This window comes from Allobosea sp., from assembly GCF_051860145.1.
Classification (GTDB): Bacteria; Pseudomonadota; Alphaproteobacteria; order Rhizobiales; family Beijerinckiaceae; genus Allobosea.
In genome coordinates this window covers 119879-131806 of the sequence record NZ_JBHYEM010000014.1, presented here as the reverse complement: position 1 = coordinate 131806, position 11928 = coordinate 119879, and the positions used below count along the sequence as shown (strand labels likewise).

The window sequence follows — 11928 nt, the reverse complement described above, 5'->3', positions numbered from 1 at the left end:
ACTGGCTCCCGGAGCAGGATTCGAACCTGCGACCAATCGATTAACAGTCGATTGCTCTACCGCTGAGCTATCCGGGACCGGTGGCCGCGTATAGCGACGCCGCCGCGCAGGTGCAAGCGTTTTAGACAGCGCGACGGCAGGAAATCTGCCTCTCACGGAATGGCCTTGCGTCAATTCGCGCATGGCGTCGGATTCGGTTGCGGGCCGGCGCGCCATGTGGTTATACGCGGCGCTAAGGAATTCACGGTAGCGTGATTTCCCGGAAGGCCTCGTGGCGGAGTGGTTACGCAGAGGACTGCAAATCCTTGCACCCCGGTTCGATTCCGGGCGAGGCCTCCAAATCCTTCAAATCGCGATATGCGGGTGATGACGTGACCCTCAGCGCCGCTTGCCGCGGCGCCGTGATGGTTCCGGCTGCTCCGCTCGCCGGCCGAACATGTCACGCATCAGCAGCGCGAAGGCGATCGGCGCGGTGAGCCCGCCAGCCCGCGTGACGAGATAGGACAGCACCATCGAAACCGGGCGCGGATAACGCCCGCTCGAAGCTTCCGAGGCGATGAACGCCCCGACCAACAGTCGAAGAAGTCGCAAACCGTCCTCCTGCCAGGATCACGGCAGCTGAACGTCGCGCCTGCCGCGAAGTTCCGGCGCCCTGGAACTTCGCGGCAGGCGCAGTGTTCATCCCGATCATCTCCCGGGAGGACGCGATGCCGAAATCCACCAAGACCGGCCAGCCCGAAGCGCTGGCGACCTTCGCCGCCGCGGCCCGCAACAAGGGCAAGAAACCGGCTTCCGTCGGACTCAAGGCGACGGCGGAAACGGCTGCGAAGCCCGCGTCCTCCGCCAAGAAGCAGGACGCGGCGACGCGGGTCCTCCAGGAGGGCGTGACCGGGAAGGACCGCAAGGCCGACAAGGCCATCGATGCGCTGCCGGACAGGACGAAGCCCGGCCGCAAGCGCTGAACAGAGCAGCGGGCGGCGGTTCCTGATCGCTCGCCGGCGATCCGGAGCAGTTCAGCCAGCGTACAAGCCTCATGTGTGCCGTTTCCCTGGTCTGGTTCCGCGACGACCTGCGCCTAGCCGACAACCCTGCCTTCACTGCTGCGGTTCGGCATGGGCCGGCGCTTTGCCTGTTCATCCTCGACGAATCGCCCGACCGACGCCCGCTCGGCGCCGCCACGCGCTGGTGGCTGTCGCGCTCGCTCGCCGCACTCGCCGGCGATCTGGGGCGACGCGGCGGTGATCTGGTGCTGATGCGGGGCGACCCTGCCGCACTGATTCCCAGGATCGTCGCTGAAGCGGATGTCGATCTCGTCACCTGGAATCGCCGCTACGAGGCGAAGGCGGTCGCGCTCGACAAGGACTTGAAGCGCGAGCTGACCGAATCCGGCGTCACGGTGCAGACATCCAACGCCGGACTGCTCAACGAGCCCTGGCAGGTCGAGACCGGCTCCGGCACGCCCTTCAAGGTCTTCACGCCCTATTGGCGCGCCGCGAGAGCGCGCGGCGAGCCACCCGCCCCTGCTCCGGCCCCCGACCGTGTCGAACCGCTGCGCCTGCCCAAGACCCTGAAGGCGCTTGCCATCGATCTCGACGCATTGGCGCTGGAACCCAGCGCTCCCGATTGGGCGGGCGGCCTCCGCGCCGCCTGGACGCCCGGCGAAACCGGCGCCAGGGACGCCCTCGCCCGCTTTCTCGACGGCGCCATTGCCGGTTACGGCCCGGGCCGCGACCGGCCCGACCGCGAATCGACCTCGCGGCTGTCGCCGCATCTGCGCTTCGGTGAGATCGGACCCAGGCAGGTCTGGCATGCCACGCGAACAGCTCTCAATGCCGGCGCCCTGCCCGGCCAGCCGGCCGATGCCGAGAAATTCCTCTCGGAGATCGGCTGGCGCGAATTCTCCTATCACCTGCTCTTCAATCACCCGGAGCTGGCGACAAGGAACGTCAATGCGCGCTTCGACGCCTTTCCGTGGCGGAGCGACGGCGGTGCCCTGCGAGCGTGGCAACGCGGCGCGACCGGCTACCCGATCGTCGATGCCGGCATGCGCGAGCTCTGGACGACCGGCTGGATGCACAACCGGGTGCGCATGATCGCCGCCTCCTTCCTGGTCAAGCACCTGCTGATCGACTGGCGCGAGGGCGAGCGCTGGTTCTGGGACACGCTGGTCGACGCCGATCCGGCCAACAACCCGGCGAGCTGGCAATGGGTCGCGGGATCGGGCGCGGATGCCGCGCCGTATTTTCGCATTTTCAACCCGGTGATCCAGGGCGAGAAATTCGATCCGGACGGCGCCTATGTCCGGCGCTGGGTCCCGGAACTCGGCAAGCTCCCGGGCCCAAGCATCCATTCGCCGTGGACGCTGGGCGCGGAAAGGCTCGCGGCCGCAGGTCTTCGGCTCGGCCGGGACTACCCGCCACCGATAGTCGACCTTGGACCTGGGCGCCGCAGAGCGCTCGATGCGCTCGCCTCGCTGGAACCCGGCTGACCCGACCATGCCCGCTTTGACCGCAACCCGAGCCGGCAAAGCGCAGGCTTGACGGGGGCCGCATCTGTGAGAGCCTGCGCCTGCGAGCATTGATCGTCACGGACAACCGAGAGGTGCCGATGAACAGTTCTGGTGTCTCCACGTCTGGTGCCGTGCCGATCACGCCGGAGACGGTGGCCGAGGCGACGCAGGACCTCCCCTTCGCGACCCGGCAGGCGCTCGGGCTCGCGGCGCGGCTCCAGCGGGGCGAGCTCACGGTACGCCTGCCCGACGGCCGCACGCTGCTGTTCAAGGGTTCCGAGCCGGGACCGCGGGCGGAGCTGGTCGTGCATGATTTCAGCTTCGCCTCGCGGCTCGCCGACGGCGGCGATCTCGGCTTTGCCGAGGCCTATCTCAGGCGCGAATGGGACACGCCGGACCTCGCGGCGTTCCTCGAGCTCTTTGCCGCCAACTATCCCGTCATCCAGACCTTGCTCGACGGGCGGCCGTTGATTCGGCTCTGGCAGATGTTCCAGCATTTCCGCCGCCGCAACTCGAAGGCGCAGGCGCGCAAGAACATCCACGCCCATTACGATCTGGGCAATCGCTTCTATAGCGCCTGGCTCGACCGGACGATGACCTATTCCTCCGCTCTCTTCGGCCCGGGCGAGACCGATCTCGCCGCGGCGCAGACGGCCAAATACCGGGCGCTCGCCGAACGGACCGGAATCAAGCCCGGCGACGAGGTGCTGGAGATCGGCAGCGGCTGGGGCGGCTTCGCCGAATATGCCGCCGGCGAAATCGGCTGCCGCGTCACCGGCCTGACGATCAGCCAGGAGCAGTTCGACTTCGCCCGGGAGCGCATCAGCAAGGCCGGCCTCTCCGATCGCGTCACCTTCAAGCTCCAGGACTATCGCGACGAGAAGGGTGTCTATGACCGCATCGCCTCGATCGAGATGTTCGAGGCGGTCGGCGAAGCCTTTTGGCCCGCTTATTTCGGCCAGTTGCGCGACCGCCTGCGCTCCGGCGGAACGGCCGGGCTGCAGGTCATCACGATTCGCGACGAGAGCTTCAGGATCTACCGGCGCGAACTCGATTTCATCCGGGCCTATATCTTTCCGGGCGGAATGCTGCCGACGCCGACCATCATGAAGTCGCTTGGTGAGACATTCGGCCTCGACCTGGCCCATGAGCGCATTTTCGGTCTCGACTACGCCAATACGCTCGCGAGCTGGCGCGACCGCTTCCGCGCCGCCTGGCCGCAGATCGTGCCGCTCGGCTTCGACGAGCGCTTCCGCCGCATGTGGGAATATTACCTGGCCTATTGCGAAGCGGGATTCCGATCCGGCAATATCGACGTCCGCCAGATGGTCTTCGCGAAGCCGGCCTGATCCCGGCTCGCGGACCAGCCTCACCAAGCCGAGACGAGCCAAGCCATGCAGGACCCGGCGCAGGACGGCGCGCATTTCGTCACCCGCGCCGGACTGAGCGCGGACCTCGCACGCATCGGCCTGGGCGCCGGTGACATGGTGATGGTCCACGCCGCCATGAGCCGCGTCGGGCGGCTACTCAACGGGCCCGATGCGCTGATCGCCGCGCTTCGCGACGTCGTCGGGCGTGAGGGAACGATCCTCGCCTATGCCGACTGGGACGGAGCCTATGGCGACCTTCTAGACGAGGACGGCCATGTCCCCGAGGCCTGGCGAGCGCATATTCCGCCTTTCGATCCGGCCGCCTCGCGCGCCATCCGCGACAATGGCGTGCTGCCGGAATTCCTGCGCACCACGCCCAGCGCGCGCCGCAGCGGCAATCCCGGCGCCTCGATGGCCGCGCTCGGCGCGAGGGCGGACTGGATCACGCGCGATCACCCGCTCGACTACGGCTATGGCGAGGGCTCGCCGCTGGCGAAACTGGTCTCTGCCGGCGGCAAGGTGCTGATGGTCGGCGCCCCGCTCGACACCATGACGCTGCTTCACCACGCCGAGCATCTCGCGCGCATCCCCGGCAAGCGCATCCTTCGCATCGAGGTGCCGCTGGCAACCGAAACCGGGCCGGATTGGCGCATGATCGAGGAGTTCGACACCGGCGATCCGGTCGTGGCCGGTCTCGACGACGATTATTTCGCGACCATCGTCAGCGAGTTCCTTGAAAGCGGACAGGGCCGACGCGGGCAGGTCGGCTCCGCTGCGAGCGTTCTCGTCGATGCGGCCGCCATCACCGGCTTCGCCGTCGCCTGGCTGGAGCGCCGCTTCGGCTGATGGCTCAGTTCCGCCTCCGCTGGGCGTAGCGCGCGGTGAACCGCCCGATCGCCCAGAAATAGGCCGGGTAAGGCAGGAGGTTGACGAGCTTGACCGTCCAGGAGAGCCGGCGCGGGAAGGTGATCTCGAAACCGCCCTTCTCGAAGCCGTCGACGACGCGCCTGCCGGCCTCCTCGATCCCCAGCAGGAAGGGCATGGGAAAATCGTTCCTGCGCGTCATCGGCGTGTCTATGAAGCCCGGATTGACCAGCTGCAGGCGGATGCCGAGCCGGTCGCAATCGAATTTCAGCGTCTCGCAAAGATGGATCGCCGCCGCCTTGGAGGCGCCATAGGCGGCCGCCAGCGGCAGGCCGCCATAGCCTACGACCGAGGCGTTGACCGCGATTTGCCCTCGTCCGCGCGATGTCATTCGCTCCAGCACGGCCACAAGCCCCCTGGCGGCGCCGAGCGTGTTCACAGCCAAAGCCGTCTCGAGGGCTTCGATGTCCAGTATGCGGCCGGAGGTTGGCGGCGCGACGCCCGCGTTCAGGAAGGCGAGCGCGATCGGGCCGTGCACGCTCTCGATCGTCTCGACCACGGCGCGCATCGACGCCGTGTCGGTGACGTCGCCGGCATGGGCGACGATGCGGCCGGGCAGCCCGGCGGCGCGGCGCGCGATCTCCTCGAGCTGCTCGAGGCGGCGCGCCGTGATCGCCACCGTCCAGCCCCGCGCCGCGAGCTCGAGCGCCACGGCCTCGCCGATGCCCGAGCTCGCGCCGGTGACCCAGGCGACGCCGTCCCGAGGCTGCATGCGCGGCAATGACATGGTTTCTCCGGACGGGCTGGCTCCGGGCATATAGCCCTGCCCCCGGTCGGCGCAAGCGCCCCTGAGTTTCAACGCCCCTCCTCCGCGATATGGCGGCCCGGCCTCGCCGGATGTGGCGCTCGTCCCGCAATCGGTGCAGTCTCCGCCACCCTGCCCCCTGCAGACTGAATCAGGATTGCACGATGCCGACCGAGTTGCTGTTCCGCCAGGATGCCTATCTGACCGAGACCCCGGCCCGCGTCGAAGCGGTGAACGAGCGCGGCGGCATCCTGCTGGACCGGACGATCTTCTACGCCACCGGCGGCGGCCAGCCCGGTGACGCCGGCCGCCTTCGCCTGGCGGATGGCAGCGAGATCGCGATCGGCACAGCGATCTACGATCCCGAGGACAAGAGCCGGGTCATCCATGTGCCGCTCGAGGGCCAGGCCACGCCGCAGCCCGGCGACAGCGTCACCGCCCTGCTCGACTGGGAGCGCCGCCTGAAGCGCATGCGCATCCACACCGCGCTGCATCTGCTCAGCGTCGTGCTGCCCTTCCCGGTCACCGGTGGCTCGATCGGCGAAGGCGACGGCCGGCTCGATTTCGACATTCCCGAAGGCGGGCTCGACAAGGCCGAGATCGGCGAGAAGCTCAATGCGCTGGTCGCCCGCAACGCTGCCGTGACCGAAAGCTGGATCACCGATGAGGAGCTCGACGCCAATCCCGGCCTGGTCAAGACCATGTCTGTCAAGCCGCCGCGCGGCTCGGGGCGCGTGCGGCTCGTCTCGATCGAGGACATCGACCTCCAGCCCTGCGGCGGCACCCATGTCCGCAACACCTCCGAGATCGGGATTGTCGCGGTCACCGATATCGAGAAGAAGGGCAAGCAGAACCGGCGCGTGCGCATCGCACTCGCCTGACCGCCTCCCCCCGCCAAAGCCAACAGAACACCACAGGAAACGCCGACCATGGCCAGCAACGATGTCTTCGTCTCAACCGACTGGCTCGCGGAGCGCCTGAACGCGCCCGACATCGTCGTGGTCGACGGTTCCTGGTATCTGCCCGCGCAAGCCCGCGACCCGGCCGCAGACTATGCCGAGCGCCGCATTCCCGGCGCGGTGCGCTTCGACATCGATGCGGTCAAGGACACCAAATCCGACCTGCCGCATATGATGCCGCGCCCCGAGGTCTTCGCGGCGGCGGTCGGCGCCATGGGCATCGGCGACGGCATGCGCATCGTCGTCTATGACGGGCTCGGCCTGTTCTCGGCGCCGCGTGTGCGCTGGGCCTTCAAGACCTTCGGCGCCAAGGACGTCGTCATCCTCGATGGCGGTTTCCCCAAATGGCAGGAAGAGGGCCGGCCGATCGAGGAAGGCCCGCCGCGAGCGCGCGCCGCGCGAAGCTTCACCGCACGGCTCGACCATTCGGCGGTCGCCGATGCCGACGATGTCGCGCGGGCGCTGAGCAGCGCCTCCCTCCAGGTCGTCGACGCCCGCCCGGCCGAGCGCTTCCGCGGCGAGGCCGCCGAGCCGCGCCCCGGCTTGCGATCGGGCCACATGCCGGGCTCGCTCAACCTGCCCTCCTCCGCGCTCGTCGCGAATGGCAGGCTGAAGTCGCCGGATGCGATCGCTGCCGCCTTCGCGGAGGCCGGCGTCGATCTCGACCGGCCGATCATCACCAGCTGCGGCTCGGGCGTTTCGGCCGCGATCCTCTCGGCCGCGCTCGAGACGATCGGCAAGCCCGGCCGGGCGATCTATGACGGCTCCTGGACCGAATGGGGCGCAAGCGACCGCCCCGTCGCGACCGGGCCGGCGAAGAAGGGCTGAGGCTTTACCCCCCGCCGTCATCGGGGACAGGCAGTGCACTCCCGTCATGGTCGGGCTTGTCCCGACCATCCACGTCTTCTTTCATCGAGTGCGGTGTCCAAGACGTGGATGCTCGCCACAAGGGCGAGCATGACGGAGAGCGCCGAGCTCTACGATGGATCCCGGATCGGCGCCGCTTCGCGGCTTGTCCGGAGTGACGGCGCTATTTTCGGTTAGCTGGATGTCTCAATACGTCGCGCGGCCACCGGACAGGTCGAAGATCCCGCCGGTCGAGAACGAGCATTCGTCGCTGGACAGCCAGAGCACCATTCTCGCCACCTCCTCGATCTCGACGAAACGCCCCATCGGGATGCGACCCAGGATGTCGGCGCGGCGCTCGGCCGAGATCTCCTTGGCCATCGCCGTCTCGGCCGCTGCCGGCGTGATCGCGGTGACGATGATGCCGTCGCGTGCCGTCTCCTGGGCGACGCTCTTGGTCAGCGCGATCAGCCCGGCCTTGGAGGCGCTGTAGGCCGCCGCCATCGCCATGCCTTCCTTGCCCTGGATCGAGGCGATGTTGACGACATGGCCGCGCAAGGGATGCGGTGTATGCGCCGATGCGCGCGCCGCCTGCTCCCGCATCCGCCCGACGACGGCGCGCGTCACCAGATAGGCGCCGAACAGGTTGACCTGCAGCACGCGCTGGAAATTCTCCGGCGCGGTTTCCCAGATCGGCTTCACCTCGCCGAGCACGCCGGCATTGTTGATCAGGATGTCGACGCGGCCGCCGGCGAAGACGGTCTCAGTGGCGCGCTCGACGGCGCCGGCATCGGTGATGTCGACCTCCCTGACGCTCACGCGCGGGCCGAGCTCGGATCTCGCCTGTGCCAGTGCCGCGGCGCTCATGTCCCAGAGCTCCACCTCGGCGCCGGCTGCCATGAAGGCCTGCGCCATGCCGCGTCCGAGCCCTCCGGCGCCGCCGGTGACGATCGCCCGGCGCCCGCTCATGTCGTAGCTCGCGCTCATCAGTCGGCACTCCAGGCGGTCTTGGTCCGGGTGATCTGGTGGCGGTAGAGCCCCAGCGAATACGGTCCTTGCCCGCCGATCGCGTCGAGCTTGCCGGCTCCGAGCTCGGTCTTGGCCAGTTCCACGAACGCCGCCTCGTCGCCCCAGCCTTCGAGCAGCAGGACCCAACTCGGCACCGCATTGGCGACGCCGCGCGCCTTCTGCTCGGCGGTGGCGACGCCGCTCGCCTCGGCATCGGCCGTGAGCAGATGGACGCCCGCCACGCCGGGTCTGGCGAGAAGATCGGGAATGAGCTGACGCAGCAACGCCGCCTTGTGCTCGGCCGCTTTCGCCTCCGGCACGTCGTAGCGCAGCGTCGCGATCAGCCCGCCCTGCGCGGGTCCGGCACTATGCGCCACCCGGCAAATCGAGCGGGCGACCGAGCGGAAATGCCGGACGGCATCGAGCGTCCACGGCGTCGGCGCGTTGACCCGTACGGTATAATCCAGCCCCTTGAGAACTTCGACGCTCAAAGCCTCGTAAAGGTTGAAGAATTCAAGATCGGCGTCGATCGCCGCATAACGCCGGCCGCGCAGGAAGCCGGGGATTCCGACCCGCTCCGGCATGTGCTCCTGGCCATGCCAGGCATAGAAATTCTCCCGGCCCTCCGGTGCAATGTCATGCCAGATCGCGACCGCGCCTTCTCCTGCCAGACTCAATCGTTCCTCCCGGTCGCGGCTCTTCGGCGAGGCGCGTTGACACCACTTGTCGCGGCTCATATACGAAAAGCAATTCCGAATTGGAAATCAATTCCAAAAATAAACCGACGAGTGGGGAAACGTGACGATCGCAGCGGTTGAGCGAGCCTTGAAGATGCTGGAGGCGCTGTCGGGCGAGCCCGATGGCGTCGATCTCAGCCTGCTCGCCGAGCGGCTCGACCTGCCGGTCAGCGCCACGCACAGATTGCTGACCACCTTGTCCGAGCGCGGTTTCGTCGCGCAGGACACAGGCTCCGGCGCCTATGGCCTGACCCTCAAGCTGTCGCTCCTCGCCTTCCGCAATCTCGACCTGCGCGGCCTGCCCGATGCCGGCCAGATCGTGCTCGACGCCCTCGCCCGCACCACCCGCGAATATTGCCGGCTTGCGATCGTCGAGGACGAGAACCTCGTCTGGATCGCGCGGGCCCAGGGCGCGACCGCCGGCCTGCGCTACGAGCCGCCGATGGGCTCCGAGATCGTCCTGCACGCGACCGCGACCGGCAAGGCCTGGCTCGCCTCGTTGCCGGAGGCTGATGCCCTGCGCATCGTCTGCGCACGCGGCTTCGCCGCCGATGGCCGCACCGGGCCGAACGCGCTGGGCGATGTCGATGCGCTGCGCGCCCATCTCAACGAGGCGCGCCGGAACGGTGTCGCGCTCGCCGTCGAGGAAGGCGAGATCGGCACCGTCGCGATGGCGACGACATTCCGGGCGGGCCCCGGGCCGGAGGCGGCGATCGCGGGCACATTGAGCGTCGCCGGCCCGCTGCCGCGCATGCAGGAGGAGCGTCGCGGCGCGATCACCGAGGCGCTGCGCCGGGCGGCCCGCGACATGGCCGAAATCTGGCCGCTGCGCCGCCGGCAGATCCAGGCGCTGGGCAAGCCGGCCCTCAACGGACAGGCGCAGCCGACGCTTCATTCAGGAACACCGGCATGACGGACGTCCCCGCCACGAGACCGGCCGACGATCCCGGCGCCAGCAGGACGCAGGAATGGATTTCCGCCGTCGCCTGGCCGCTTGCGAGTTTTGCGGTGCTGCTGCTCGCCTGGGAGTGGCTCGTGCCGATGGCCGGCATCCCGGAATACATCCTGCCGATCCCGAGCGCCTTCTTCGAGCGGCTCTGGACCGACAAGGCGCTGATCTTCCAGCACACGCTGGTGACGGCGAACGAGATCGTGCTCGGCTTCCTGATGGCGGCGGTGATCTCGATTCCGCTCGGCTATGTCATCGTCTCCGTGCGCATCCTGGAGAAGGCGATCTATCCGGTCATCGTCTTCTTCCAGCTCGTGCCGAAAATCGCGATCGCGCCGCTCTTCGTCGTCTGGTTCGGCTTCGGCCTGTTCCCGAAGGTGCTGCTGACCTTCCTGCTCTGCTTCTTCCCGACGCTGGTCGCCAGCATGACCGGCTTCCGGGCGCTGGACGAACGCGTGCTCTACCTGACCCGCTCGATGGGAGCCTCGGCCTGGCAGACCTTCCGCTATGTCCGGGTGCCGGCGGCGCTGACCTATATCTTCTCGGGCCTGAAGGTCTCGGCCGTCTTCGCCGCGACGGGCGCGATCGTCGGCGAGTTCGTCGGCGCCAATGCGGGCTTGGGCTACCTGTTGCTGCGCGGCACGAGCTTCCTCGACATGCCGCTGATCTTCGCCTGCCTCGTGGCGCTCAGCGTCGTCGGCATCGTCTTCAGCTATCTCGTCGACGGGCTGGAGGTGCTGCTGATGCCCTGGCAGCGCAAGAGCTAGGGCATCGGCCCGAAAAGTGGAATGCGGTTTTCGGGAAAAGCCGATGCTGAAACAAGCGCTTAGACCATCGACCGTCAATCCGGATTCAACCGGAACCCTTGGGAGGACACAACCATGAACCGCCGCAGCCTCATCACCGCCGCGACCCTGCTCGCGCTCAGCACTGGGACCGCCTTCGCCCAGAGCGGCAGCAAGCCGATGAAGATCACGCTCAACTTCCTCGCGGCCGCGCCCAATGCCGGCTTCATGATGGCCAAGCAGATGGGCCTCTATGAGAAGGCCGGAATCAACCTGACGATCGAAGAAGGCAAGGGCTCCGGCACCACCGCCCAGATGGTCGCGACCGGCCAGACCGATCTCGGCTTCGCCGATGCGCCGGCCGCGATGCAGCTCCGCACCAAGGGCGCGCCGGTCAAGATCATCGCGCCGGTGCTGCAGACCAACGGCTTCGCCATTATCGCGCTGGAGGAGAGCGGCATCGCCTCGCCGAAGGATCTCGTCGGCAAGAAGCTCGCGGTCCAGCCCGGCACGGCGCAGACGATCCTGCTCGACGCCATCCTCGCCTCCAATCAGATCGACAAGAGCAAGGTCGACATCATCAATATCGATCCTGGCGCCTTCGTCGGCGCGCTGCTCGAGAAGAAGGTCGACGCCATCCTGGGCGGCGCCGATTTCCATTCGATCCAGATCCGCGAGCGCGGCTTCAAGGTGCGCGACATCTTCTACCGCGATGTCGGCGTGCCGACGGTCGGCCTCTCGATCATCGCCCGCGACGACAAGATCAAGGCCGACGCCGAGCTCTACAAGAAATTCGTCGAGGCGAGCCTGCAGGGCTGGGATGCGGCACGGAAGAACCCCGATGCGGCCGCCGACGCGGTCGTGGCGCAGTTCCCGTCGGTGAAGAAGGCGCAGGTGCTGGCGCAGTTCGACGTCGTCAACAAGCTGCTCTGCGCGCCGGGCGCGACCTCGCTCGGCAAGGTGCCGGAGAAGAACTGGGCGGTCAGCTTCGACCTCCTGACGCAATATCTCGGCCTGCCCAAGGACAAGCCGATCACCGACTATTACACGACCGACCTGTTGCCGCCCGCGGCGCCGGCCTGTTCCTGAGGTCCGT

General features: G+C 67.8%; 13 protein-coding genes and 2 tRNA genes. 10 read left to right on the top strand and 5 right to left on the bottom strand.

Features of this window, described 5'->3' with window-relative positions; all coding sequences use genetic code 11:
- Positions 1-2: 2 nt before the first annotated feature.
- A tRNA-Asn gene (locus ACTIF2_RS20525) sits at positions 3-77 on the bottom strand.
- Between the two features lie 188 nt (positions 78-265).
- Between ACTIF2_RS20525 and ACTIF2_RS20520 the strand changes: the two genes are divergently transcribed.
- A tRNA-Cys gene (locus ACTIF2_RS20520) sits at positions 266-339 on the top strand.
- Positions 340-378: 39 nt separating this feature from the next.
- Here ACTIF2_RS20520 and ACTIF2_RS20515 read toward each other — a convergent pair.
- On the bottom strand, positions 379-591 hold the full coding sequence (locus ACTIF2_RS20515; RefSeq protein ID WP_439498972.1) for a hypothetical protein: 213 nt from the start codon (positions 589-591) through the stop codon (positions 379-381).
- Positions 592-707: 116 nt separating this feature from the next.
- On the opposite strand from ACTIF2_RS20515, the gene ACTIF2_RS20510 reads away from it, so the two are divergent.
- The 4 genes from ACTIF2_RS20510 to aac(3) all read left to right on the top strand — a co-directional run bounded on the left by ACTIF2_RS20510 (position 708) and on the right by aac(3) (position 4725).
- Positions 708-962 (top strand): hypothetical protein, encoded by a 255-nt coding sequence (locus ACTIF2_RS20510; RefSeq protein WP_439498971.1) that lies wholly within the window; start codon positions 708-710, stop codon positions 960-962.
- Between the two features lie 71 nt (positions 963-1033).
- On the top strand, positions 1034-2488 hold the full coding sequence (locus tag ACTIF2_RS20505) for a cryptochrome/photolyase family protein (RefSeq protein WP_439498970.1): 1455 nt from the start codon (positions 1034-1036) through the stop codon (positions 2486-2488).
- Between the two features lie 119 nt (positions 2489-2607).
- Positions 2608-3858: a class I SAM-dependent methyltransferase gene (locus ACTIF2_RS20500; RefSeq protein WP_439498969.1), complete on the top strand. Its 1251-nt coding sequence runs from the start codon at positions 2608-2610 to the stop codon at positions 3856-3858.
- Positions 3859-3903: 45 nt separating this feature from the next.
- Complete coding sequence (aac(3), locus tag ACTIF2_RS20495) at positions 3904-4725, top strand: aminoglycoside 3-N-acetyltransferase (protein WP_439498968.1); 822 nt, start codon at positions 3904-3906, stop codon at positions 4723-4725.
- A 4-nt stretch (positions 4726-4729) separates the two neighbouring features.
- Here the strand turns inward: aac(3) and ACTIF2_RS20490 are convergent, their stop codons facing one another.
- Entirely contained in the window at positions 4730-5530 is an 801-nt protein-coding gene (locus tag ACTIF2_RS20490; protein WP_439498967.1) for an SDR family NAD(P)-dependent oxidoreductase, read from the bottom strand.
- A gap of 182 nt (positions 5531-5712) precedes the next feature.
- Here ACTIF2_RS20490 and ACTIF2_RS20485 point away from each other — a divergent pair, with 182 nt between their 5' ends.
- Complete coding sequence (locus tag ACTIF2_RS20485; protein ID WP_439498966.1) at positions 5713-6429, top strand: alanyl-tRNA editing protein; 717 nt, start codon at positions 5713-5715, stop codon at positions 6427-6429.
- Positions 6430-6477: 48 nt separating this feature from the next.
- Positions 6478-7335 carry a 3-mercaptopyruvate sulfurtransferase gene (sseA, locus tag ACTIF2_RS20480; RefSeq protein ID WP_439498965.1) on the top strand — a complete coding sequence of 286 codons (858 nt, stop codon included), beginning with the start codon at positions 6478-6480 and terminating at the stop codon, positions 7333-7335.
- Positions 7336-7560: 225 nt separating this feature from the next.
- Here sseA and ACTIF2_RS20475 read toward each other — a convergent pair whose 3' ends face one another.
- Positions 7561-8340: an SDR family NAD(P)-dependent oxidoreductase gene (locus ACTIF2_RS20475; protein ID WP_439498964.1), complete on the bottom strand. Its 780-nt coding sequence runs from the start codon at positions 8338-8340 to the stop codon at positions 7561-7563.
- Complete coding sequence (locus ACTIF2_RS20470) at positions 8340-9038, bottom strand: hypothetical protein (protein ID WP_439498963.1); 699 nt, start codon at positions 9036-9038, stop codon at positions 8340-8342. The genes ACTIF2_RS20475 and ACTIF2_RS20470 overlap by 1 nt, the downstream gene beginning before the upstream one ends.
- Positions 9039-9159: 121 nt before the next feature.
- Between ACTIF2_RS20470 and ACTIF2_RS20465 the strand changes: the two genes are divergently transcribed.
- The 3 genes from ACTIF2_RS20465 to ACTIF2_RS20455 all read left to right on the top strand — a co-directional run bounded on the left by ACTIF2_RS20465 (position 9160) and on the right by ACTIF2_RS20455 (position 11921).
- On the top strand, positions 9160-10011 hold the full coding sequence (locus tag ACTIF2_RS20465) for an IclR family transcriptional regulator (protein ID WP_439498962.1): 852 nt from the start codon (positions 9160-9162) through the stop codon (positions 10009-10011).
- Positions 10008-10814, top strand: a complete 807-nt coding sequence (locus ACTIF2_RS20460; RefSeq protein ID WP_439498961.1) for an ABC transporter permease — start codon at positions 10008-10010, stop codon at positions 10812-10814. Before ACTIF2_RS20465 ends, ACTIF2_RS20460 begins: the two co-directional genes overlap by 4 nt.
- Before the next feature lie 114 nt (positions 10815-10928).
- Positions 10929-11921 carry an ABC transporter substrate-binding protein gene (locus tag ACTIF2_RS20455; protein ID WP_439498960.1) on the top strand — a complete coding sequence of 331 codons (993 nt, stop codon included), beginning with the start codon at positions 10929-10931 and terminating at the stop codon, positions 11919-11921.
- The last annotated feature ends 7 nt before the right edge of the window (positions 11922-11928 follow it).

Excerpts from the sequence above, each read along its gene's own strand:
- ACTIF2_RS20485 (WP_439498966.1), top strand. The coding sequence starts at position 5,713 with ATGCCGACCGAGTTGCTGTTCCGCCAGGATGCCTATCTGACCGAGACC.
- ACTIF2_RS20460 (WP_439498961.1), top strand. The coding sequence starts at position 10,008 with ATGACGGACGTCCCCGCCACGAGACCGGCCGACGATCCCGGCGCCAGC.
- sseA (WP_439498965.1), top strand. The coding sequence starts at position 6,478 with ATGGCCAGCAACGATGTCTTCGTCTCAACCGACTGGCTCGCGGAGCGC.
- ACTIF2_RS20510 (WP_439498971.1), top strand. The coding sequence starts at position 708 with ATGCCGAAATCCACCAAGACCGGCCAGCCCGAAGCGCTGGCGACCTTC.
- ACTIF2_RS20455 (WP_439498960.1), top strand. The coding sequence starts at position 10,929 with ATGAACCGCCGCAGCCTCATCACCGCCGCGACCCTGCTCGCGCTCAGC.
- ACTIF2_RS20500 (WP_439498969.1), top strand. The coding sequence starts at position 2,608 with ATGAACAGTTCTGGTGTCTCCACGTCTGGTGCCGTGCCGATCACGCCG.
- ACTIF2_RS20475 (WP_439498964.1), bottom strand. The coding sequence starts at position 8,340 with ATGAGCGCGAGCTACGACATGAGCGGGCGCCGGGCGATCGTCACCGGC.
- ACTIF2_RS20505 (WP_439498970.1), top strand. The coding sequence starts at position 1,034 with ATGTGTGCCGTTTCCCTGGTCTGGTTCCGCGACGACCTGCGCCTAGCC.
- ACTIF2_RS20490 (WP_439498967.1), bottom strand. The coding sequence starts at position 5,530 with ATGTCATTGCCGCGCATGCAGCCTCGGGACGGCGTCGCCTGGGTCACC.